Below are 21,522 nucleotides of genomic sequence, written 5' to 3'. Positions count from 1 at the left end.
GCTCGGTAGACAGTCCTATAATCCTGCCCTATGGTGCATGGAGAAATGTTGTGGATATCCCGTCCAGAATCCCCCCCGGACGCACGCCGCCAGCCGGGTTTTTTACAGCCAGCGCCTCCGAGATGGTAAAAAGTACAGCTATTGTCTGGCAGGAAGCCCTGCTCGCAGCCAGCCGGGTGCTGCCACTGCAAAAAGACATTCCCAGCCTTTTGCGCATGCTGAAAAACTGCTGTGACCCCCTCATGGCCTTTCAGCGCATACACATCGTTATTGCCGCGCCCATGCAGGAAAAGGCGCGGCTCTACATGCTTGACGCGCACGCTGACCGCTCTGCCGTTTCAGAACAAGACCTGACACCCCAGCAGGGCCTGCGCCAGTTCTGGAGCCAGACCGAAGTGGCCTGCTTTGAAGGCGAGCACCTGCGCCGGGAATTTCCCGCCATTGCTGATCTTGACCAGTACCGCAATGCCAGCGGCTGCCTTTTTGTTCCCATTTCCACGCAGGGCGGCTGTCACTGCGCCATGGATTTTGTCAAAACAGACGGCAGCGTGTTCAGCGATGATTCTCTTGTTTTTTTCCGTGTTCTGGCAGGGGTGGTCACGGCTGCCATCACAGCCATCCTCTGCATGGACAATGTGCGCCAGGAAACCGAACACCTGCGCCGTGAGCGCGACCACTTCAGCATCCTTGTGGACGTGACCAACACGGCCATCGGCACCCTTGAAATGAACGACATGGTGGCCGTGGTCGCGGGCGAGATACGGCGGTTTTTCGGCATACGCGATTTTGCCCTGCTGCTGCACGAAACGGACGACACCTTTTCCTTCCACTGCGCCCGCCCCCCGCAATCAACTGAAAACCCCGTGTTGCCAGCGGGTACGTTTTCGCTGTCCAACAGCCTGCTCAAGCGCTGTCACGATATCAACGCCCCATTGCTGGCGCGGCAGGGCGATTTGGCCAGGCTTTCGCGCAAAGACCCGGCCTCGGAATTCATCCTTGGCAACGGCAATCAGGCTGCGGGGCTGTTTCCGTTGCACTTTGGCCAGCACTGCCTTGGGGCCATGCTGCTTGCCCACCGCCACCCCGATGTCTTTACCGATGAATCCGTCAGTCTGCTGGCCCAGATAGCCTCGCGCGTGGCCATTGCCGTGCGCAACGCCCTGGACTACACCACCATATCTGTGCAGAAAAACGACCTTGCACAAGAAAACCTTTATCTTTCCGAGCAGATACAGAGCCAGTCGGACATGGGCGTCATCATTGGCCAGAGCGATGCCATCATGCGCGTTTTGCAGCAGGTGGACATGGTGGCTTCCAGCGACAGCACCGTGCTGCTGCTGGGCGAAACCGGCACAGGCAAGGAGCTTTTTGCCCAGGCCATCCACAACCGCAGCCCGCGCAAATCCAAGCGCATGGTCAAGATGAACTGCGCCGCAGTGCCTGCGGGGCTTATGGAAAGCGAACTTTTCGGGCACGAAAAAGGGGCCTTTACCGGTGCCGGCGCGCAACGCAAGGGACGCTTTGAACTGGCCCACGGCAGTACCCTGATGCTGGACGAAGTTGGCGACATCCCGCTGGAATTGCAGCCCAAACTGCTGCGCGTACTGCAAGCGCGCGAAATTGAACGCCTTGGCGGGCACAAGGTCATTTCCGTGGATGTGCGCCTAGTAGCGGCCACCAACCGCAATTTGCAGGAAATGGTGCTCGACGGAACGTTCAGGGATGATCTGTTCTACCGGCTTAACGTCTTTCCCATCGCCATTCCGCCTTTGCGCGAACGCCGCGAAGACATCCCCCTGCTGGCAAAGCATTTTACGCAGCAGATGGCGCGGCAGATGAAGAAAAACATCACCAATATTCCTTCCGCCGCCCTGCGCTGGCTCTGCGACCAGCCCTGGCCCGGCAACGTGCGCGAGCTTGCCAACGTTATCGAGCGCGCGGTCATTCTTTCCAGCGGCCCCAGCCTGAATATCTGCCCGCTGGAGGTTCCCGCCCCGGTTGCGGCCATTTCCCAGCGCAAGCAGGAGGCCAGCGCGCCGCCCGCGCCTGCGCAGCCCATCCGCCCCGTGTATACGGATGCCCACCACCAGCCCGGCGAAACCCTCAGCGAGCGCGACCGCATCGTGGCCGCCATTCTGGCCTGTAACGGCGTTATGGCGGGTTCGCGCGGGGTGGCCGCCATGCTGGGCCTCAAGCGCACAACCCTGCTCTCGCGCATGCAGCGCATGGGCATAGACATCAAGGACGTGCTGGAAACACGCGGTCAATCCCTGCCAGCCTAGACTTTGCCAGCATACCCCTGCCGGGGTGCCCCGCCAGCCAGCGCCTACCCTGCTCCAATCCGCTGCCCCTTGCCAACTTGACCCAAGATTTCAGGCCCATATAAAAAATACGCTTGTCCCGCCTTGTTGACATAGCGGGAAGTTCTGATACCCATTACAATAATATCTTGAAAATTCGCGGCCTCAGCCTGTGGCCGGTCTGCCCTGTTTTTGGCTTCAAGCTGGCCTGTTTCTGTCACGGTCACCGCTGGAGCAGATCAACATTGAGCCTGTTTGTCTGTTCTGCATGGATTTTTGTAAAAATCCGCGCTGCGAGGTGCTTGCATGGCGAAGGTAATCCACCGTCACGCAAGCATTTCAACGTGAAAATGCTCTAACCGGAGCCGCCATGAACAACCGCACTCTGCTTTACGCCCTGTCGCTCACCTGTATTCTGCTGATATTTGGCGCGTGGACGCTGGCCTTTTTCCATTACGGGGCTGCCGTGCGGCAAACCCCTGCGCCGCAGGCGCTGGCAACCTTGCAGGCAGGCCCGGCAGCCGAACCGCAGTTCAATCCGCCAAAGCCGCAGGACGCGCCGGAAGACATGCGCGAAGCCGTCATGCTCGGCTACAATATTATCAACGATACTGCGCAGTACGCCCCCGAGCACGTGGGCAACGAACTCGCTTGCGCCACCTGTCATCTCGAAGGCGGCACCAGCAAGGCGAGCATCACCCTTGTGGGCGTTGCGGCAACCTATCCGCGTTTTCTGGCCAGCCACGGCTACAGCGCCGATCTTGCCCAGAAAGTGCAGGATTGCTTTGCGCGCAACCTCAATGCCGCGCCCCCGGCCCTCGACAGCCGCACCATGCAGGCTGTGCTCGCCTATCTGCACTGGATTTCAAAAGATATTCCCGTCTATGCCAAGCTGCCGTGGGCCCTGCCCGCAAAGCTCGACAGCAACCACAAGCCCGATGCCGCCAGCGGAGCCAGCGTGTATGCAGACAACTGCGCCGCCTGCCACGGCGATGCGGGCGACGGTTCACCCCCGCTCTGGGGCAATGGCGCGTACACTGACGGCTCCACCATGCACGACATAAGCACCTTTGCCGTGTACACCCATCGCTTCATGCCGCCGGACGCAGCCAACCTCACGCCGGAACAGGCCCTTGACGTGGCGGCCTATGTGGACGGCCAGCCCCGCCCCCATTACGCGCCCGCAAAGCCCGCAACGGCAACTGGCGCGCCCAAAGCGCCGCAGGGGAAGTAGGCCATGAACTTTCCCATCCTGCATATTCCTGTGGTGGGCGACGGCATGACCATTGCCCTCAATGCAGTGCTGCACGTTTATATCAGCCACGGTCTGGCCATAGGCCTCATGACCATGCTGGTGATCTTTCAAACCCTCACATGGAAGGGCAAGGGCGCTTTCTGGGCCGACATTGCCCGACGCCTCCTGGGGCCGCTGGTGGTTGTTACCACCTCTGTGGGCGCGGTCACGGGCGTGGGAATATGGATTCTGACCGGGAGCCTCGCTCCGGAAGGCATCGGCGCGCTCATCCACCTGTTTTTTTGGCCCTGGTTTATCGAGTGGTTCGCCTTTACCGCCGAAGTGATTCTGCTGCTCTGCTACTACTACCTGTGGGATCGGCTGATAACGCACAAACCCGGCACACTGGCCGCCATTGGCTGGGGCTATGTGGTGGCGTCCTTTATCTCTGCGGTTCTTATCACCGGCATCCTGGGCTTCATGCTTACCCCGCAGGGCTGGCCGTGGGCCAGAAGCTTTGCCGAGGCCTATTTTAACCCCACCTTTGTGCCGCAGTGCTTTTTGCGTGTCGGCGGCGGCCTTGGCCTGGGCATACTGCTGCTCATGGCCTGGATCGCCTGGCGCTTCAAGGGCACGGCGGAAGAACGCGGCAGGGCCTTGCGCCTCTGCGGAACAGCGCTGCTGCTCTCTCTGGCTGTGACGGCAGCGGCCACCTATGTGTATTTTTCGCGGGTGCCGCAAACCTACCTCACGCACTGGAAGTTCTCGGTCGCCACATCCTATCTCTCGCAAATGCCGGACTTTCTGCCTGCGGCCAACGCGGTTGCCGCGCTTGTGCTCCTGCTGACGGCGCTGGCGGCTCTTGGGCGCTCACGGCTGGCATGCCGCTTGCTGTGCATTCCGGCCCTGATCATGAGCCTGTGCTTTGTCATGGAATTTGAGCGTGTGCGCGAATTTATCCGCGGCCCGTACCTGATGCCAGGCTATATGCATGCCAGCCAGATAACCCTTGTGGAAAGCGAGGCTCTGGCAGCCCAGAACGCCCCCCTGTTGCCCCGGCTGCGATGGGTCAACACCAGCGGCGATCTGCCCCCGGCAACCCAGGCCGCCAGAACGCTGTTTGCGGCCAATTGCGGCGTATGCCATGCGGAAAGCGGCATTAACGGCATTGATCAGCGCCTTGCGGGGCGCTCGGCAGACGGCATCAACGCCATGCTGGGCATTACGCAGAGGCTGGCCCCCTACATGACGCCCTTTGTGGGTTCGGAGCAGGAACGCGCCATGCTCACGGAGTATCTGTTCCAGCTTTCCTCCAACTATTCCCGCCGCGCCCAACAAGCCGCCAGGGAGAAGTAGCCATGCAGCAATGGACAGACCTGTTTCTCAACAAACCCTTGCCCGAAGGCTGGATGCAGGGGCTGCTCTTCATAACTTTCGGCCTGCATCTGCTCTTTGTGCTGCTCATGCTTGGCACGGCCATACTGAGTCTGCTGTTCTTTCTGCGTGATCTGCTGCGGCAGCCTACGCCCGATCAGCACTGGAACGAACACGTGGCCCATTCGCACATGGGCCTCAAAAGTCTGGCCGTGGTGCTGGGCGTTGGCCCGCTGCTGCTTATGCAGATAAGCCATCCGCATGCCTTTTTTACGGTTACGGGGCTTTTTTCATATGCGTGGCTGGCGATTATTCCGCTGCTGATCGCGGCCTTTCTGCTGTTTGACGGTTTTGCGCACAAGCTTGCCACCAGCGCGTGGCTGGCCCTCATCTGCGGACTGGTGGGCGTTGCGGCCCTCATGACTGTGCCCGCCATCTTTACCGGGGCGCTGACCCTCATGGAACGCCCTGCGGAGTGGGCCGACTTTGCCGCCCACGGCTTCCGCTTTGGCGCGCAGTGGATGCCCCACTGGGTGCTGCGCTACCTGCATGTGCTGGGCGCGGCAGTGGCCTTTGGCGCGGCTTTTCACCTGTTTTTCTCTGCCAGAAATGAAAAGCAGAAGGCCCCGCTGCTGCGCAAGTGGCTGCTTGGCGCTCTGGCGGCTCAGGCGGTCATCGGGCTGGCCCTGCTGGCAACCATACTACCGCAACTGTCCGTCCCGGTGCTGTCGCTCATAAGCCTTGGAGCACTGGCCCTTGGCGCGGCGGTCTGGATTCTGAGACCGGAATCGTCAACTTCCGACTATCGTTTGCTGGCCCTGCTGCCCCTTATCTTCGTCTCCATGCTGCTGGCCCGCCAGCTCATGCAGAACGAGGCGCTGGCCCCCGGGCAGGCCGAGGCTACGGCCCAGCGCGAGCAGCGCGTTCAGGAGCTGGCTCCTTTCAGCCAGAAGGCTCTGGACGCCTTTGCCGTCAAGCTGCGCACCGTGTACGACAATGGCGACACCATCTATGACGGCGCATGCGAGCCGTGCCACGGCCTCACCGGGCATGGTGACGGGGCGGAAGCCTCACGCCTGCGCATCCCCGCCACAGACCTGACCACCATGCGCACCGACCGGGATTATGTGTATGAAATGGTGCGCGACGGTATCCCCGGCACAGGCATGCCCTATTTTCGCATGTTCGACCGCGAAAAGCTGGAGAGCCTGCTGGGCGTCATGGGCAAGCGCTTTGGCATGTATGCAGCCACGCCGCCGCCCCCGCGCGATATCAGCCCTCTTTCGCTTGAAGTATGGATAGGCACCTGCGCCAAATGCCACGCGGCCAACGGCAGCGTCAGCCCCTCGGGGCGGGCCATGCAGCCCCCGCCGCCCGATTTCACGCGCAGCAGCCTGACCCACGGGCAGGCCCTCAAAATCATTACCGAGGGCTACCCCGGCACAGGCATGCCCGGCTACCGGAACCAGCCCCAGACCGTGCGCGAAGACCTCGCCATCATCTGCAACAGCTTCCGCGCTGCGCATAACAAGAACGGGAAATAGCCTGGGCGGCGGGCTGGCCCTCAGGCCTCGTTGCGCCATACAGGCTTGCCTGACCAGTTTCAAAGAGTCCCATAACAAAGCCCCCGTTCCATGAAGGAGCGGGGGCTTTGATTTCAATCAATTACTTGCACTGTTTGCGGGCGGCTTTTCTGGCCTTGCTGCGCAAACGCCGTTCTTCGTCATCAAGCAGGGCACGCTGCTTGTCAAAGGGTATTCAACCGCAATTCAGCCGGTCTGTGGGCAGCCAGCCTTTTTTGAGGGCAAGCAGGTATATGGCGGCAATACCGCCAAACACCAGCAGGAGAATCAATGTATCCATAAAACCTCCGCCGCTTTATCTGGTCCAGGGATAGAGCGCCGAAGATCCATCGGCGGCGGCCCTGGCGGCAGTGGCGCGGCTTGCGTACAGGTTAGTGATGCGCAGCCATGATTCCATGATCCGCTGGCGCGAAATGCGCCCGCTTTCCACAAGCCCGCGCAAGGCATCAAAGGCTTTGCGGGGCAGGGTTTCGTCCCAATACAGGTTATTGCCGAACAGCAGAATGTCCACCCCGGCGTTGACGGCCAGCAGCATTGCCTGCTCCATGCCGTAATGGTCGGTGATGGCCTTCATCTGCATGTCGTCGCTGATGATCACGCCCTGCCAGCCCATGCGCCCGCGCAACAGGTCGGCAACAACAGCGCGGGAAAGCGTGGCAGGATATTGCGGGTCAAGCCCCTTGTGGTACAGGTGCCCAAGCATCACCATGCCGGGCCAGCCCTGTGCAAAGGCCTGCGCGTAGGGCGCAAGGTCGGCCTTGGCGTTCCAGCTGCGGGTGATGTCCGTCAGCCCCAGATGCGAATCCTTCTGCGCGCCGCCCTGACCGGGAAAATGCTTGAGCGCTGGGATGATGCCGCTCTGCGCCAGCCCCTGACCAAAGGCCAGCGCGTGCGCGGCCACAAGCGCCGGATTGGGGCTGAAGCTGCGCTCCAGCGCGCCAATGGCCGGATTGGCGGGGTTGCTGTTCACATCCGCCACCGGGGCCAGATCAACAGAAATTCCCAGCGAGGCCAGTTCCACGCCCAGTTGCCGGGCAATGGCGCGGGTTTTCTCAGGGCTGGTCGCGCCCATGCTCTGGGCGGAAGGCAGATCGGCAAAACCGCGTTGCGGCTTGAGCCGCCGCACCCGTCCGCCCTCCTGGTCAACTGCTATGAACATGGGGCAGGGGGACGCCGCCCGCAGCGTGGCTGTGAGCCGCCGCACCTGCTGGGGCGAAATGATATTGCGTTCCCCGCCTGTGGTAACATCCCTGTCAAACAGGATAATATGCCCCACATGCCCGGCGCGCACCTGCGCAAGAAAGGCATCGCCCTGGGGCAGATCCGCTCCGCGAAAGCCCAGCATGAGCATGGAGCCGATCATGACGTCCAGCGATGGCGCGGCATTGCCCGCGCTTGTCTTGGCGGGCGCGGCCTGCGCAGCCGAGGCCCCTGATCGCAGCAGTGGCGAAAAACAAAAAATCAGCGCCAGCGCAAGCAGACAAAGCGTGACCCCACCCTTGCGCGCGGCGGCAAAAAGAATCTGGCTGTCGGAACAGCCCGAAACATTGGGGGATTTTCCCCTGTTTACAGCATCAAACACTGTTTTTTGCCTCAACTTTCAGGGTCAAGCGTTGTGTAGGGAGCCTGCCCCTGGCAGCCAAGGCACTGCGGGCCGTGATCCAGAGGATAGGCCTCGCCGCAGCGGGGGCAAATGCCGATGGTGCCCATATGGCCATGTCCCAGAAAAACCTTGTCCACCTGCACGCGCTGCACCTTGCAGATGCTGTGCCCGGCTTCTTCAATTTGCCGTTCAAGCTCCACAATATCCTGCGCATGCTTGGGCTTTTCTTTCATGAACCAGCTACGGATTTCCGGATAGGCGAATAGTTTTGCCGGGTCTATGCTCACGCGCACGCCCACGCCCGTCTTTTTGTTGTACAGCGAGAGCGCGTAGAGTCCCAGATCACGCACATGCAAACGGTTGTTGCCCGTGCTGCACAGGCTGAGCAGCTGCACCGCGTCCGGCAGGCATTTGCTGGTTTCCGCCACTGCTTCAAAGAGAGTTCCTTCGGGCAGCATACCCTTGGCAAGCTCGACCATATAGCCGCCGATAAGCAGACCGGGGGCCGCGCAACCGTGAAACTCCTCTGCGATCCCGTGGAACTGCGAAAACGTATACGCGCCGATATTCATGGGTATTCCGTCGTGCTGCCCGCCGTGTGCGGAAGATAAGGTGGGGTGCGCAGGCAGGATGGCTGCACCGAGAGGCAAAATGCCTTCCGTCACTTGGCATCATTTGCCGGCCAGCGTCAAGTACGCGCGGCAGCAGCGCTTGACCCGGCAGAGCGCGGACTGCTATCGGTTGCACACGGTCAGATTCATGCACCAGCATTCCGCGCTAACCTTTTGGGCGGCATATCCGCATGAGGCACCTCACATGCAGGCTCTTATAATCATAGATATTCAGAACGATTACTTCCCCGGCGGCAAGATGGAGCTTTGCGGCAGCGAGGCAGCGGCCAGTAATGCCGCCCTGCTGCTCAAGGCTTTTCGCAAGGCTGGAAAACCTGTTTTTCATGTACAGCATATTTCTCTTGCGCCCACTGCCACGTTTTTTCTGCCCGGCACAACCGGGGCGCTTATTCATGAAAGTCTTGCTCCTCTGACGGGCGAGACCGTGGTGGAAAAGCACTTTCCCAATTCCTTCCGCGACACCCCCCTGCTTGGTCTGCTCCAGGCGCAGAATATCACGGACATCGCCATAGCGGGCATGATGACCCACATGTGCGTGGATACCACCACCCGCGCCGCCTTTGACCTTGGCTTCACCTGTCATCTTGCCCACGATGCCTGCGCCACCCGCGATCTTGCGCACGATGGCAAAACCGTATGCGCCGCCGATGTGCAGACAGCGTACATGGCCGCCCTTGGGCAGGTATTCGCTCAGGTACGCAGCACGCAAGAACTGTGCGCGGCCATCAGTCAGAGCCGTTAGTCATTGCATCCATAAACTGCTATAAGCTGCGCTGCACTCCGTTTACACTACACATCAACGCCTATGCGCGCTGCACACTCCATCAGGGGGCAAATTATGGCGTCATTCCTGTTGCGATTCCGTTTTTCCGCACTGGCTCTATTTTTGTGGGCCAGCCTGCTTGCAGGCTTTTCGCTGGTTTCCCTGCCCTGCCATGCTCAGGAAAAGGCGGGCCTCGAGCTGCTCTTGCTGCACACCAACGACCTGCACTCCTACCTTGCGGGAAGGGACGCCCACGGCAACGCCTGCCTGAAATCCGAGGGCTGCACGGGCGGTTTTGCCCGCCTTGCCACAGCCATGAAGCGCGCCCGCGCGGAGCACGACAACGTGCTGGCCGTGGACGCGGGCGACCAGTTTCAGGGTACCCTGTTTTTTACTGCCAACAAGTGGCCCATGCTGGCCGGCATCAACAGCCTGATGCCCTATGACGCCATGACGCTGGGCAACCACGAATTTGACGACGGCTGCGAGGCCACTGCCGGATTTGTGCGGGCGCAGCCCTATCCCGTGCTGGCCGCCAATCTGGATGCCCGCCCCGGCTGCCCCCTGCGCGGAATGCCGTTCCGCCCATGGATCATCAAGGAAGTGCACGGGGTCAAGGTGGGCATTGTGGGGCTTGCCAACCCAAGTGTGCGTACGCTTTCTGCGGCCTGCCCAGAAACGTGGTTCTACAAGAGCGAAACCACGCTGAAAAAGGCCGTGGCGGAGCTGGAAAAGCAGGGTGTGCGGCACATCATAGCCGTGACGCATCTTGGCCTGCCAAAGGATCTGGAACTGGCCCGCAGCGTGGACGGCGTGGATATTATTGTGGGCGGTCATACCCACGACTACCTTGGCCCAAAATCATCCAAGGGGCCGTACCCCATTGTGGAGCATTCGCCCTCGGGCAAGCCTGTTCTGGTGGTCACTGCCGGGGCGCTTGCCAAGTATCTGGGCCAGCTCGACGTGACTTTTGACGCGCAGGGCGTCCCCGTGCGCTGGCAGGGCGAGGCCCTGCCTCTGGATGCCTCCATTCCGCCCGACCCGGCCGTGGAAGCCAAGATCGCCCAGTATGCCCAAAAGCTGGAAGCCTTCACCTCCGTTACCGTGGGGCAAAACAACCTGACTGCGCCTGACGGCCTGCACCAGTGCCGCATAGGTGAATGCCTTTCCGGCCTCATCGCGACCGATTCCATGCTGGATTATGGCCGCGCCTACGGAGCGCAGGCCGCCATTATCAACGGCGGGGGGCTGCGCGCCCCTCTGCGGCAGGGAGCGCTGAACCTTGGCGACATGCTGGCCGTGCTGCCCTTTGGCAACAAGGTCATCATTCGCGATTTCAGCGGCGAGCAACTGCTGGCAGCGCTGGAACACGGCGTGGCCGACTACAAAGGCGTGGGATCGCCCCTGCTGCACACGGCGGGGCTGCGCTACGTGTATAATCCCGCTCTGCCGTCCGGCAAACGCATTGTGCGCGCAGAGCTGCTGGACGCGGGCGGAGCCGCGCGCCCCCTTGACCCTGCCGCCCGCTACCGGGTGGTTCTTGTGGATTATCTGGAACGCCGGGGCGATGGCTACGCCATGCTTGCCAAAGGATCGCCCGTGGAAGCCCCCGACCCGGTGGATGTGGACGTGCTGGCGGCATACATCAAAAAGTTCAGCCCGCTGACGGCCTTGCCGCCAGACCGCCTGATCCGACAGACGAACTGATTGCTGCATGCGTGCAGGCTGAACCGCCGCGCGGCTCCATGCGCACAGATGCCTGCCCATGCCACGCGTGCCTGAGTGTAGCAGAACAAGCCTGCCCATGGGACTTGCCAAGGGCAGGCTTGTTGGGCAGTGTGGCGAAAAAGTTGAGGCTTTATGAATTCCCGCGACCTTATCATGGTCCTTTCTTCGCTGCTTTCCATGGCGGCGGGCGTTTTTCTGCCCCAGGCGGCAGAACCGCTTGCCGCGATGCCGCGCCTTATTCTCATTTTCATGCTTTATATGAGTTTTCTGGCTGTGGGCATGGAAGCCCTGATGCGCGAAATACGCCACATGAAGGGCACACTCTGCTTTCTGGTGGCCCTGCGGCTTGCGGTGCTGCCGCTGCTGTGCCTTGCGGTCTTCCGCCTGTGCATGCCCCAGTTTGCGCTGGGGGCCTTTCTGCTGGGGGCGGCGCCCGTGGGGGTCATGGCCGCTGTTTTTTCGCTTATGGTGGGGGCCAATACGGCGCTTATTCTTGTGGCCAACATCGCCACGTCACTGCTGCTGCCCGCAAGCCTGCCCGCCGTGCTTTCCGCTACGGATGCCGGGCTGCGCCTGCTTGGGCTTGAGCCGCTCAACATGCCCGCGCATCTGGAACTTGGGCACATGAGCGTGTCGCTCTGCGTGACCATTCTTGTGCCCTTTGCCGCCGCGCACCTTACGCGCATCCACCTTGACGGACTGCGCAACCTGCTTTTGCGCTGGCAGTTCCCGCTCATAACCGTGTCCATCGTGGTTTCCAACATTGCCATTTTCAGCCACTACGGCGACCTGCTGCGCCAATCGCCCGAGCTGCTGCTCAAATCGCTGGGCGCGGCCTCCCTGCTCTGCCTCGTCATGACGCTTGCCGCCATCCCCCTGGCCCGCCGCATGAGCAGGCAGGTGGGCATGGCCTTTCAGATTTCGTTCGGCGTTATCAACAACGTGCTGGTCATGATCGTGTGCATGGAATTTTTCAGCGCTACAGAGGCGATCATGGCTGCAGCCTACTTGGCCCCCCTGTACGTGCTGCTGTTTTATTACCGCCTGTGCAGCCGGGATAAAAAGCAGGGCTGACATTGCAGTGAATGCGGTGCCCTTGCGGCGAAAACGGGTTTACTTGCGGCCCCGGCAGATGTAGAAATCACTCAGGGGATGGAGTTCCCCTTGAACCGCATTTGCTGATAACTCCTACCAGGGCCAGGGCGTTGGTAGACTATTTTGCGACCGCGCCCAAGCGCGGTTGCTTTTTTTATTCAACGCCGGGGCATTACCGCTGACATCGGCAAGCATGAAAACGCGGGCAGCATGGGCCGTTAACAGCCATACCTGCACTGCATAACGGATTGACGCATGGTCAAAAACGTTCTTGTCATCACATTGGGGGCCGGGGCCGGGGCCTGCCTTCGCTGGGTGCTTTCAATGCTGCTCAATTCCATCTTTCCGGCTATTCCGCTTGGTACGGTGGCCGCCAATTTCCTCGGCGGGTTCGGCATCGGGCTTTCGCTGGGCGTGTTCAACTCGCTGCCCGGTCTGGCCCCCGAATGGCGGCTGCTTATCATCACCGGTTTTCTTGGCGGCCTTACCACCTTTTCCACCTTCACGGCAGAGATCGGCACCCTGCTGCAGGAACAACGCATAGGCATGGCCGCCGGGGCCATAACCCTGCACGTCTGCGGCTCGCTGATCTGTTTTTTCATGGGCCTTGGCGCAGTTTCGCTTCTCAAATCCCTCTTTCGTTAGGAGCAGGCCATGAACGGCTACAAACTGACATTTTATACGCAGCAGGGGCGCTCGCACGGGCACATGAGCATTGCGGAATGGCTGCTTAAGGAAGCAAAGGCCATTGGCGTTGAGGGCGCAACCTTTGCCGCGGCGCAAGGTGGTTACGGGCGCGACGGCAAATACCACAGCGCACGCTTTTTTGATGTGGGCGAGCAGCCCATGGAGGTAACCATGGCCGTGAGCCCGGAACACAGCGAGCAGCTTTTTGCCCGCATTGAGCAGGAAAATCTGCAAATCTTCTATATGAAAATCCCTGTGGAATTTGGCATCACCTGCTCGGGAAAAAATCAGCCCGCCTGACCGCAGGCAGAACCGCCCTCCCAATAAAGAACCCCCGGCGGAAACGGCCTCTCAGACCACATCCGCCGGGGGTTCACAGCATCGACAGACAAAAAACTAGGCCTGATCCAGACTCCACTGATCTTCAACTGGCAGATCGGCAAGACGGCGGCGCAGCATGTCCAGCGCATGGCTTGAGGCCAGGCGGCGCGTCCAGTCGCGACCCAGATAACGTCCTTGCGGGCGCATGACGCGCAGCCAGACATGCTCCGCATCACTCAGGGCAATGTACACAAGGCCCACAGGCTTTTGCGGCGTGCCGCCGCCGGGCCCGGCCACGCCCGTAATGCCAATGCCATAATCTGCGCCGCTGTACTTGCGCGCGCCCTGGGCCATGGCCCGCGCCACCTCCGGGCTGACGGCCCCGTGCGCGCACAGCATATCGTGCGGCACGCCGAGCAGCCGCTCCTTGGCTTCGTTGGCGTAGGTTACCATACCATAGCCAAAAACATCCGATGCGCCGGGCTGGTCCGTGATGCGCTTGGCCAGCAGGCCGCCGGTGCAGGATTCCGCAGTGGCAAGGGTTTTGCCCTGACGCGCCAAGTCCTGCACCACCACCGTCTCCAGCCCCGCAACATTCACGCCGTACACAAAGTACCCCAGCAGTTTGCGCACCTCCGCCACCATAGGGGCAGCCAGAGCCTCGGCAGCGGCGGCATCCTGCGCCTTGGCCGTTACCCGCACAAACATTTCCGCATCACCCGCATAGGTCGCCGCCGTGGGATTGGCACTGCCAGTCAGCCCCGCAATGCGCAAGGCCGCCACGCCCTCGCCTATGCCAAAGGTCTTTACCATGAACGATGAAATGACCGACCCGCTCATGCTCCGCAAAAAGGGCACGGCGCTGTCGTGCAGCATGGGCAGCAGTTCGGAAGGAGGCCCAGGCAGCATGAGCACCCAGCGCCCCTCGCCCGCAGGGGTGGCGCAGCCGGGGGCAGTGCCCGCCAGATTGGGGAAAGCCACGGATCCGCGCGGCAACATGGCCTGTTTGGCCTGATTGGCCGACATGGGGCGCGTGCCGAAATACTCCCGCAACCGCGCCATGCTGTCTGCATGTTCCTCAAGTGGCGCTTCGGCCACCAGAGCTACTGTTTCCTTGGTCAGATCGTCTTCCGTGGGGCCAAGGCCGCCAGTGGTTATAACGACTTCCGCGCGTTCCAGGGCCTCACGCAGGGCTTTCTCCAGCCTTTGCGGGTTGTCGCCCACAGTGTGCACCTGTAAAAGATCCATCCCCAGCGCAGAAAGCTCCCGCGCCACATGGGTTGCATCCGTATTGACCGTATGCCCCAGCAGGAGTTCTGTGCCGACCGATATTATTTCCGCCTTCATGCGGCCTCCGTTTTGCTTGATGCGCGTCCTGCCTGCAAAGCCGTGGAACGTGCCGTTGAGCATCCTAGTCTCCCAGACTGCACGGCGCAAGACTGACGCGGCGCGCATGCAAGATTTCCCGGCAGGGCTTGCTTGACAAGCCCGGATATCTGGGCCAATCATTTCTTACCAATTTACTAAGAAATTATTTGTCGACTAGGGTCATACAAACTGCAAAAAAACAGGGGACAGAAATGAGCGAAAAGAAGAAACCACGTTTTGAAACCCTGCAAGTTCATGCAGGGCAGGAACAGCCGGATCCGGCTACAGGGGCGCGAGCAGTACCGATCTATCAGACAACATCCTTTGTTTTTGACGACTGTGCGCACGCTGAGGCTCGCTTTAACCTCAGCAATGCCGGCAACATATACAGCCGCCTGACCAATCCCACGCAGGACGCCTTTGAACAGCGCGTGGCAGCACTTGAAGGCGGCGTTGCGGCCCTGGCCACGGCCAGCGGCGCTGCAGCGGTCACCTATGCCCTGCAAAATCTGGCCGAAGCGGGCGACCACATTGTGGCCGAAAAAACCCTCTACGGCGGCACCTACAATCTGCTGGCGCACACGCTCAAGGCCTGGGGCATAGACACCACCTTTGTGGACCCCGATGAACCCGGCGCTTTTGAGCGCGCCATCACACCGCGTACCAAGGCCATTTTTATTGAAACCCTGGGCAACCCGCACAGCAATATTGTGGATATTGAAGCGCTGGCGGATCTGGCCCACAAAAACGGTATCCCCCTGGTGGTGGACAATACCTTTGCTACCCCCTGGCTGCTGCGCCCCATCGAGCACGGGGCAGACGTTGTTGTGCATTCGGCAACCAAGTTTATTGGCGGCCACGGCACAACCCTTGGCGGCGTGATTGTGGACGGCGGCAAGTTTGACTGGGAGGCCTCAGGCAAGTTTCCCCGGCTGTGCGAGCCGGAGCCGAGCTACCACGGCCTGAGCTTTACCAAGGCAGTGGGCGCGGCGGCCTATGCTGTGCGGGCACGGGCCATCCTGCTGCGCGATCTTGGCGCAACGCTTTCACCCTTCAACGCATTTATTCTGCTGCAGGGGCTGGAAACCCTTTCGCTACGGGTTGAGCGCCACGTCAGCAATGCGCTGGCAGTGGTGGAATATCTGGCCAAGCATCCCAAGGTTGAGCGGGTCAACCATCCGTGCCTCTCCAGCAGCCCCAGCCATGCCTTGTATCAGCGCTATTTTCCCAAGGGGGGCGGCTCCATCTTTACCTTTGAGGTCAAGGGCGGCGCGGCGGAGGCCAGGGCATTCATCGACAGGTTGCAGGTCTTCTCCCTGCTGGCCAACGTGGCGGATGCAAAATCGCTGGTAATCCACCCCGCCTCTACCACGCATTCGCAGCTCACCGACGCAGAACTTGCCGAAACGGGCATCCGGCCCAACACGGTCAGGCTCTCCATTGGCATTGAGCACGAGGATGATATTATTGAAGACATTGCCCAGGCCCTGGGCTAACCCGGCCCGTTGCACGGCGCGCACAACGCACCCGGAACCGCAGCACAATTTCAAAGGCCCTGCCGATATACGCGGCGGGGCTTTTTTAGCCTGACAGCCCCGAGTAAAAGGCATTGTCTTTTCAGGGGCCATTGCATACAACTGGCTGATCCATTGTAATGCTCTGCGACCGGGACAGCCTGCCCCTTATGGGCAAGCCCCGCCGTTAACTGTGCGCTCTCAAGCAGGAGAATTTTCATGTTCAGAAAATTTGCGGTTCTTCTTTTCGTCATGCTCCTGGCCACGCCCGTGCTGGCAGATGAGGTGAGTACAAAGTATATTTCCGTCGACCTTCCCGACAACTGGAAGGCCGTTATGGCTCCCACAGAAAATCAGGGAACCACCACCGTTATCTTTTCAAATGCATCGGGCAGTTCCACGGTGGGTTTTGTGACCGGGCCCAACGGCGGCGCGGATACCAAAACTGTTGCCGAAATGTTCGCCAACCAGTTCAAGGCGCTCAAGCCCCCGGTGGAAAAAAACGGACAATACACCTTTGCCTTCACCCAGCAGCAGACCCCTTGCCAGTCCTGGGTGGCGGCGTCTGGCGATATTTTTATGGTCACGACCATCACCGGCGACCGCAAGCTTGGCCTGGCTTTTATCAAAAAGTATGTAAAGAGTGCGGAGTACGCCAGTTTGCTGCCTAAATAGACAAATTCTCTCGGCCAGTTACGGATTGATAAAACATCAGGGGCTGTCGGCATTGCCGACAGCCCCTGATGTTATTTCCTGCCCCCCAAAGTGCATTCACAAAGGGGCGCATTCCTGCCCGCAGCCTTTCCAGATTCTTTTAAGACGATTCACCACGGCATCTGAATAAATGTCGTTATTGCGGCCTGCCGCAACAAGATTGTCCAGCAGATCCTTGCTACGGCTCAGGGCCTGTTGAATGGGCGCATAGGCGGGATCTTCCTCCAGCACTACATTGTAGCCATCCATATCCTTGATGCGATAGCGCAGCGGCACCTTCCAGTTGCGAACGCACATGTTATACAGATAATAATTCAATACAAACAGTCCCATACCGCCGGACTCATCCTTGAAAAGCCGGGCATGTTCCTTGACCTTATTCAGATCCGTATCTTCGTATTCCGAATTGTCGTACTTGCCGCCGTTTACAAAAAAATCATTGGCGTCATAATAGTATTGCGGCAATCCGGCGCAGTTCATACGCGCGCCGTAATCCCCGTCATCTGCGCCGTACAGGCCGTAATCTTCGCTCCAGCAGCCCAGCATGTCTGAAACACTTTTGGGGATGATAATGGCGCTCCCCATTAAATTGGAATTGCAAATGCCAAGTATGCCGTCTTCGCTGGTGATCGTGCCTGGATTTTTCACCATGTCATGCGCTTTGAATGTTGGCCCCAGCGTAGAAACAGGGTCGCCGTGCGCCCACAGCCTGAAAAGATTCTCAAGCCAGTGGGGTGTTATGACAGCCATATCGTTGTCGAGCTTCATGTAATAGGGGGCGTCCACAGCGCGCCAGCCGATGTTGCATGCGCAGGATATGCCCATATTGCGCGGCAGCAGAAAGAGATTATCGATAATCCCGTCTTTGTGCAGTTCCACCAGCCGATCACGCAGGGCTTGCTCGCTGCCGTTGTCCACCACAGTAACCGTGAATGAAATGCCGGGCGCAGTTTTGCGCAGGGCCAGCAGCGTCTTCTGGGTAAGATGATACCTGTTAAAAACAGGAATGGTGATGTTTACAACAGGATTGGCCATCTGAACACTCCTGTACCGACCAGTGATTCAGAATGATGTGCAGGCTTAGGGCATTTAACGCTTACTTCTCGCATACGGCTGGCAAAAGCCTGCCTGCGCGCATGACATGGCAAGGATTTTCAGGAAAATCCTTGTCATGCTGATAACTCATTTCATTCGTAAACTGCGTTAGCCAACCTCTTCCATCAACCAGCGGCGCATGAAGGCCAGCCCTGCGGCCCGCGCCTGAGCGCCGAGCCTCTGGGCGTCTTCGCGTATGGCGCGGGGATCGAAGCCGTTAACGCCAAGTTCGCAGCAATGCCCCACAAGCCATGTTTCCATCAGGGCCGCGTCCATTTCTGCATGAAACTGCAAGCCAAGCTGCCCCGGCCCGGGCCGGAAGGCCTGATGCGGCGTGATGGCCGTTGAGGCAAGCAGGTCGCTACCGCGGGGCAGATCAAACGTATCGCCATGCCAGTGCAGCACAGGCGCGCCGACAAGCTCGGCCAGGGGGCCGCTCAATCCCGCAGGGGTGAGCTCAACCTGACCCCAGCCAATCTCTTTGGCAGTTCCGGGGTACACATCGGCATCAAGAGCGCTGGCCATAAGCTGCGCGCCAAGGCAGATGCCCAGCAGCGGGCGGCCAGAGGCAAGGCGGCTCGCGATAAGCACCTTTTCATCGGCAAGAAAGGGATACAAATCTTCCTGATACACGCCAATGGGGCCGCCCAGCACCACGGCAAGGTCGGCATCTTTCCACAGTTCCGGCTCCAGGGGCACAACTCCGGCCTGCACATAGCTGATCGCAAAACCAGCTTCTTCGAGCGGCTGCACAAACACACCCAGATTTTCAAAAGCCACATGCTGAATAGCAACGCAACGCTTCATACTTTCTCCCGATGCTGAAATGCCTTTTACACTGACTGCCATATGGGCAAATACGGCAAACAGCGTTTGCGCCCGTCACTCTGCGGGCATTCTGAACGCCACGGGGGGAAGTTGTACGCGCCCAGGAAACCAACTTCGAGCAATGCACCTGTTGTTGCAGAGGCTCAACATCCTAAACAACACAGACCCCAGCGTCAGTCGCGCAATCATAGCGCGCCTGGGCATCCTTGCTGCGTCTTCCCGCACAATCTTCAGGGCAACTGCAAAACGAACCTGCCCGGGTTGAACTGCACCAGCCGTCTGCACCAGTAGTTTTCCATCTCACATAGTACGCAGCTTGTGGATGAAGCGCAAGAATGCCGAGCCTGCCCGGCAAAAACATCTTGCTACAAATTTATTTTTTTTGTTACTAAACATCCAGCTACGTCATGCCATAGCGGCAACCCCCTCCACCTCAACCAACAGGAACTTTCTATGTGGAAAATTTGCTGCGCCAGCCTTGCTCTGCTGCTCATGTGGGGAACCCAGGCCCAGGCCCATTTCGGCATGGTCATTCCCTCCACCCCCACGGTTGCCGACAAAAAGGACGCCAATGTGCAGTTGGAGATTTCCTTTGTGCACCCAATGGAAATGCAGGGCATGGATATGGCCGCGCCTGCGGCGGCTACCGTCACCCATGACGGAAAAACCGAAGACATCAAGGCAACGCTCAAACCCGCCACCGTGCTGGGGCACAAGGCATGGCAAACCACCTATGGCATCAAAAAGCCCGGCGTGTACCAGTTTGCCGTTGAGCCCGCCCCCTATTTTGAACCTGCGGAAGACAAGTTCATCATCCATTACACCAAGACCGTGGTGGCCGCCTTTGGCGAAGAGGAAGGCTGGGATGCCCCCCTTGGCCTGAAAACGGAAATCGTGCCCCTTACCCGCCCCTTTGCCAACTACACAGGCAATGTATTCCGTGGCCGCGTTCTGCTTGACGGCAAGCCCGTTGCCGGAGCGGACGTGGAAGTGGAGTGCTACAACAAGGGCAAGGCCCACACCGCCCCCAACGATTTTTATGTCACTCAGGTAGTAAAGACCGATGAAAACGGCGTCTTCAGCTATGGCATTCCCTGGGCGGGATGGTGGGGTTTTGCGGCCCTGAACACCTCCGCCGAAAAAATGGAATACAAGGGTGAAGCCAAGGAAGTGGAACTGGGCGCTGTGATGTGGGTGAATTTTGCCGCACCCAAAACCAAGTAATACTGCGCCAAGTATGACTGCGGCAGGCCGGGCCGGAAATTGCCCCTTCCGGTTCGGCCTCTGCGCCAGCGGCCTTGCAAGGTGAAGCCGGGCAAAGGCCCATCAAAGGATTGATCATGCATATTGCCGAAGGCGTTCTTTCCCCTGCCGTGCTTGCCACGGGTTACGCCCTAACCGCTGCCGGAACGGCCCTGGGCCTGAAAAAACTCGATTATGACCGGCTCATGACCGTGGCCATTCTGGCCGCGACTTTTTTTGTCGGCTCGCTTATCCATGTGCCCATCGGCATTACCAGCGCGCACCTTATTCTCAACGGCCTTCTGGGCGTGATACTCGGGTGGGCGGCCTTTCCGGCCATCCTGGCGGCTCTGGCGCTACAGGCGCTACTGTTCCAGTTTGGCGGCCTTGTGGTATTGGGGGTCAACACCTTCACCATGGGATTTTCAGCCGTCGTGGCGGGTTATGTGTTTCGCGGCCTGTGCCGTGCGTGGCCCACACCAGCAGGGCAAAAAATTGCCGCCTTCTGCGGCGGAGCGCTGGGCGTCTTGGGCGCGGGCCTGCTGACGGCGGTGGCTCTTGCCTCCAGCGATGAAGGCTTTGCCACAGCCGCGCGGCTGCTGTTTTTGGCGCACCTGCCCATCATGCTGGCCGAAGGGCTTATTACCATGCTGACCGTGGGTTTTATCGCCAGGGTGCGCCCTGAAATGCTGCGCCTGAGCGCGGCCTGAGGCCATAAGGAGTCTCCATGCATTCCATTTGCTCGCGCAGGGCATTCTCGCCCACACTGCCCGCACTGTTGTCCACGCTGTTTTTGCTCTTCACGTTGGCATTGCCCCATGCGGCTCAGGCCCACCGGGTCAATATTTTTGCATGGACAGAAGGGGATCAGGTTGTTGCGGAATGCGGCTTTAACGGCGGCAACAAGGTCAAGCAGGGACAGGTGGTGGTGTACGATGCTGCCACAGGCGCAAAACTGCAGGAAGGCCGCACAGATGATCAGGGCGTGTACCGTTTTCCTGTTCCCGCTGAGGGCAAGGCCCACGGCCTGCGCATTGTCGTCAAGGCTGGCGAAGGCCATCAGAACGAATGGATGATGGATGCCGCCGAACTGGCGGCGGTTCAGACGCCAGCCATTCCCGCCAGCGCCTCCGAAGCAAAGGACGCGGCGGCTCCTGCTGCCGAAAAAACATCTCCGGTTACACACGCAGTATCCACGGCAACCCCCGGAGCAAAAGGCGCGGCTGCACCCACCCCAAGCGCTGCCGGCGTCAGCTCCGGGGAGCTGCAAACCATTGTCAACGCGGCGCTGGATGTAAAGCTTGGCCCCATCCGTCGGGAACTTGCCGAAATGCGCGTGTCGCGCCCCGGATTTTCTGAAATTTTCGGCGGCATCGGCTGGCTGGTGGGTCTGGCGGGTATTGCCCTTTACTTCAAGGGGCGTCGGGGGTAATGGCTGGGA

At 59.8% G+C, this 21,522-nt stretch carries 19 protein-coding genes and 1 riboswitch; of the genes, 14 read left to right on the top strand and 5 right to left on the bottom strand.

Translation table 11 applies throughout. The annotated features are described in order from the left end of the window. Positions 1–50 precede the first annotated feature (50 nt). From ACUZ9Q_RS04765 to ACUZ9Q_RS04750, 4 genes are all read left to right on the top strand, one after another. A complete protein-coding gene (locus ACUZ9Q_RS04765; RefSeq protein WP_215647031.1) occupies positions 51–2,282 on the top strand; it encodes a sigma 54-interacting transcriptional regulator in 2,232 nt (743 codons plus the stop codon). Between the two features lie 388 nt (positions 2,283–2,670). Then, positions 2,671–3,534, top strand: coding sequence for a c-type cytochrome (locus ACUZ9Q_RS04760; RefSeq protein ID WP_449247429.1), 864 nt, complete (start codon positions 2,671–2,673; stop codon positions 3,532–3,534). Between the two features lie 3 nt (positions 3,535–3,537). Then, positions 3,538–4,890 (top strand): cytochrome ubiquinol oxidase subunit I, encoded by a 1,353-nt coding sequence (locus ACUZ9Q_RS04755; RefSeq protein WP_215647033.1) that lies wholly within the window; start codon positions 3,538–3,540, stop codon positions 4,888–4,890. Positions 4,891–4,892: 2 nt separating this feature from the next. Next, entirely contained in the window at positions 4,893–6,452 is a 1,560-nt protein-coding gene (locus ACUZ9Q_RS04750) for a c-type cytochrome (RefSeq protein ID WP_449247428.1), read from the top strand. Between the two features lie 334 nt (positions 6,453–6,786). Here the strand turns inward: ACUZ9Q_RS04750 and ACUZ9Q_RS04745 are convergent, their stop codons facing one another. Both ACUZ9Q_RS04745 and ACUZ9Q_RS04740 read right to left on the bottom strand, forming a co-directional pair. After that, complete coding sequence (locus ACUZ9Q_RS04745; protein ID WP_449247427.1) at positions 6,787–8,073, bottom strand: glycoside hydrolase family 3 N-terminal domain-containing protein; 1,287 nt, start codon at positions 8,071–8,073, stop codon at positions 6,787–6,789. 11 nt (positions 8,074–8,084) lie between these two features. Then, a complete protein-coding gene (locus ACUZ9Q_RS04740) occupies positions 8,085–8,666 on the bottom strand; it encodes an FmdE family protein (protein WP_192111368.1) in 582 nt (193 codons plus the stop codon). Between the two features lie 244 nt (positions 8,667–8,910). Between ACUZ9Q_RS04740 and ACUZ9Q_RS04735 the strand changes: the two genes are divergently transcribed. The 5 genes from ACUZ9Q_RS04735 (at position 8,911) to ACUZ9Q_RS04715 (ending at position 13,299) form a co-directional block, all read left to right on the top strand. Continuing rightward, positions 8,911–9,468, top strand: coding sequence for a cysteine hydrolase family protein (locus ACUZ9Q_RS04735; RefSeq protein ID WP_227117684.1), 558 nt, complete (start codon positions 8,911–8,913; stop codon positions 9,466–9,468). Positions 9,469–9,564: 96 nt separating this feature from the next. Next, on the top strand, positions 9,565–11,196 hold the full coding sequence (locus ACUZ9Q_RS04730) for a bifunctional metallophosphatase/5'-nucleotidase (RefSeq protein WP_449247426.1): 1,632 nt from the start codon (positions 9,565–9,567) through the stop codon (positions 11,194–11,196). Between the two features lie 153 nt (positions 11,197–11,349). Further along, positions 11,350–12,291, top strand: a complete 942-nt coding sequence (locus tag ACUZ9Q_RS04725) for a symporter (protein ID WP_192111365.1) — start codon at positions 11,350–11,352, stop codon at positions 12,289–12,291. A 65-nt stretch (positions 12,292–12,356) separates the two neighbouring features. After that, a riboswitch (Fluoride riboswitch) is annotated at positions 12,357–12,415 on the top strand. Between the two features lie 152 nt (positions 12,416–12,567). After that, positions 12,568–12,957 carry a fluoride efflux transporter CrcB gene (crcB, locus tag ACUZ9Q_RS04720; protein WP_022658421.1) on the top strand — a complete coding sequence of 130 codons (390 nt, stop codon included), beginning with the start codon at positions 12,568–12,570 and terminating at the stop codon, positions 12,955–12,957. 9 nt (positions 12,958–12,966) lie between these two features. After that, positions 12,967–13,299, top strand: coding sequence for a DUF190 domain-containing protein (locus tag ACUZ9Q_RS04715; protein ID WP_022658420.1), 333 nt, complete (start codon positions 12,967–12,969; stop codon positions 13,297–13,299). A gap of 96 nt (positions 13,300–13,395) precedes the next feature. Here the strand turns inward: ACUZ9Q_RS04715 and ACUZ9Q_RS04710 are convergent, their stop codons facing one another. After that, entirely contained in the window at positions 13,396–14,667 is a 1,272-nt protein-coding gene (locus ACUZ9Q_RS04710; protein ID WP_449247425.1) for a competence/damage-inducible protein A, read from the bottom strand. A gap of 233 nt (positions 14,668–14,900) precedes the next feature. Here ACUZ9Q_RS04710 and ACUZ9Q_RS04705 point away from each other — a divergent pair, with 233 nt between their 5' ends. Together ACUZ9Q_RS04705 and ACUZ9Q_RS04700 are read left to right on the top strand one after the other, a co-directional pair. After that, on the top strand, positions 14,901–16,184 hold the full coding sequence (locus tag ACUZ9Q_RS04705) for an O-acetylhomoserine aminocarboxypropyltransferase/cysteine synthase family protein (protein WP_449247424.1): 1,284 nt from the start codon (positions 14,901–14,903) through the stop codon (positions 16,182–16,184). 237 nt (positions 16,185–16,421) lie between these two features. Continuing rightward, a complete protein-coding gene (locus tag ACUZ9Q_RS04700) occupies positions 16,422–16,877 on the top strand; it encodes a hypothetical protein (protein ID WP_192111362.1) in 456 nt (151 codons plus the stop codon). 96 nt (positions 16,878–16,973) lie between these two features. On the opposite strand, the gene ACUZ9Q_RS04695 is transcribed toward ACUZ9Q_RS04700, so the two are convergent. Beyond that, positions 16,974–17,951 carry a glycosyltransferase gene (locus ACUZ9Q_RS04695; RefSeq protein WP_449247423.1) on the bottom strand — a complete coding sequence of 326 codons (978 nt, stop codon included), beginning with the start codon at positions 17,949–17,951 and terminating at the stop codon, positions 16,974–16,976. Positions 17,952–18,119: 168 nt separating this feature from the next. Next, the gene (locus ACUZ9Q_RS04690; protein ID WP_449247422.1) at positions 18,120–18,818 is read right to left on the bottom strand and encodes a glutamine amidotransferase; all 699 of its coding nucleotides are present in this window, start codon (positions 18,816–18,818) and stop codon (positions 18,120–18,122) included. Between the two features lie 474 nt (positions 18,819–19,292). On the opposite strand from ACUZ9Q_RS04690, the gene ACUZ9Q_RS04685 reads away from it, so the two are divergent. The 3 genes from ACUZ9Q_RS04685 (at position 19,293) to ACUZ9Q_RS04675 (ending at position 21,513) form a co-directional block, all read left to right on the top strand. Further along, positions 19,293–20,063, top strand: a complete 771-nt coding sequence (locus ACUZ9Q_RS04685; protein WP_192111359.1) for a DUF4198 domain-containing protein — start codon at positions 19,293–19,295, stop codon at positions 20,061–20,063. Positions 20,064–20,179: 116 nt separating this feature from the next. Continuing rightward, entirely contained in the window at positions 20,180–20,791 is a 612-nt protein-coding gene (gene cbiM / locus ACUZ9Q_RS04680) for a cobalt transporter CbiM (RefSeq protein WP_192111358.1), read from the top strand. Positions 20,792–20,808: 17 nt separating this feature from the next. Continuing rightward, positions 20,809–21,513 carry a cobalamin biosynthesis protein CbiL gene (locus ACUZ9Q_RS04675; RefSeq protein ID WP_225529779.1) on the top strand — a complete coding sequence of 235 codons (705 nt, stop codon included), beginning with the start codon at positions 20,809–20,811 and terminating at the stop codon, positions 21,511–21,513. Positions 21,514–21,522: the final 9 nt, after the last annotated feature.

It is taken from the genome of Desulfovibrio desulfopostgatei (genome assembly GCF_053570645.1).
Note: the sequence above shows the minus strand (reverse complement) of the source record. Positions and strands in the feature narration are given on the sequence as shown.

Excerpts from the sequence above, each read along its gene's own strand:
- ACUZ9Q_RS04705 (WP_449247424.1), top strand. The coding sequence starts at position 14,901 with ATGAGCGAAAAGAAGAAACCACGTTTTGAAACCCTGCAAGTTCATGCA.
- ACUZ9Q_RS04735 (WP_227117684.1), top strand. The coding sequence starts at position 8,911 with ATGCAGGCTCTTATAATCATAGATATTCAGAACGATTACTTCCCCGGC.
- cbiM (WP_192111358.1), top strand. The coding sequence starts at position 20,180 with ATGCATATTGCCGAAGGCGTTCTTTCCCCTGCCGTGCTTGCCACGGGT.
- ACUZ9Q_RS04690 (WP_449247422.1), bottom strand. The coding sequence starts at position 18,818 with ATGAAGCGTTGCGTTGCTATTCAGCATGTGGCTTTTGAAAATCTGGGT.
- ACUZ9Q_RS04710 (WP_449247425.1), bottom strand. The coding sequence starts at position 14,667 with ATGAAGGCGGAAATAATATCGGTCGGCACAGAACTCCTGCTGGGGCAT.
- ACUZ9Q_RS04685 (WP_192111359.1), top strand. The coding sequence starts at position 19,293 with ATGTGGAAAATTTGCTGCGCCAGCCTTGCTCTGCTGCTCATGTGGGGA.
- crcB (WP_022658421.1), top strand. The coding sequence starts at position 12,568 with ATGGTCAAAAACGTTCTTGTCATCACATTGGGGGCCGGGGCCGGGGCC.
- ACUZ9Q_RS04725 (WP_192111365.1), top strand. The coding sequence starts at position 11,350 with ATGAATTCCCGCGACCTTATCATGGTCCTTTCTTCGCTGCTTTCCATG.
- ACUZ9Q_RS04740 (WP_192111368.1), bottom strand. The coding sequence starts at position 8,666 with ATGAATATCGGCGCGTATACGTTTTCGCAGTTCCACGGGATCGCAGAG.
- ACUZ9Q_RS04675 (WP_225529779.1), top strand. The coding sequence starts at position 20,809 with ATGCATTCCATTTGCTCGCGCAGGGCATTCTCGCCCACACTGCCCGCA.
- ACUZ9Q_RS04750 (WP_449247428.1), top strand. The coding sequence starts at position 4,893 with ATGCAGCAATGGACAGACCTGTTTCTCAACAAACCCTTGCCCGAAGGC.
- ACUZ9Q_RS04695 (WP_449247423.1), bottom strand. The coding sequence starts at position 17,951 with ATGGCCAATCCTGTTGTAAACATCACCATTCCTGTTTTTAACAGGTAT.
- ACUZ9Q_RS04730 (WP_449247426.1), top strand. The coding sequence starts at position 9,565 with ATGGCGTCATTCCTGTTGCGATTCCGTTTTTCCGCACTGGCTCTATTT.
- ACUZ9Q_RS04700 (WP_192111362.1), top strand. The coding sequence starts at position 16,422 with ATGTTCAGAAAATTTGCGGTTCTTCTTTTCGTCATGCTCCTGGCCACG.
- ACUZ9Q_RS04715 (WP_022658420.1), top strand. The coding sequence starts at position 12,967 with ATGAACGGCTACAAACTGACATTTTATACGCAGCAGGGGCGCTCGCAC.
- ACUZ9Q_RS04760 (WP_449247429.1), top strand. The coding sequence starts at position 2,671 with ATGAACAACCGCACTCTGCTTTACGCCCTGTCGCTCACCTGTATTCTG.
- ACUZ9Q_RS04755 (WP_215647033.1), top strand. The coding sequence starts at position 3,538 with ATGAACTTTCCCATCCTGCATATTCCTGTGGTGGGCGACGGCATGACC.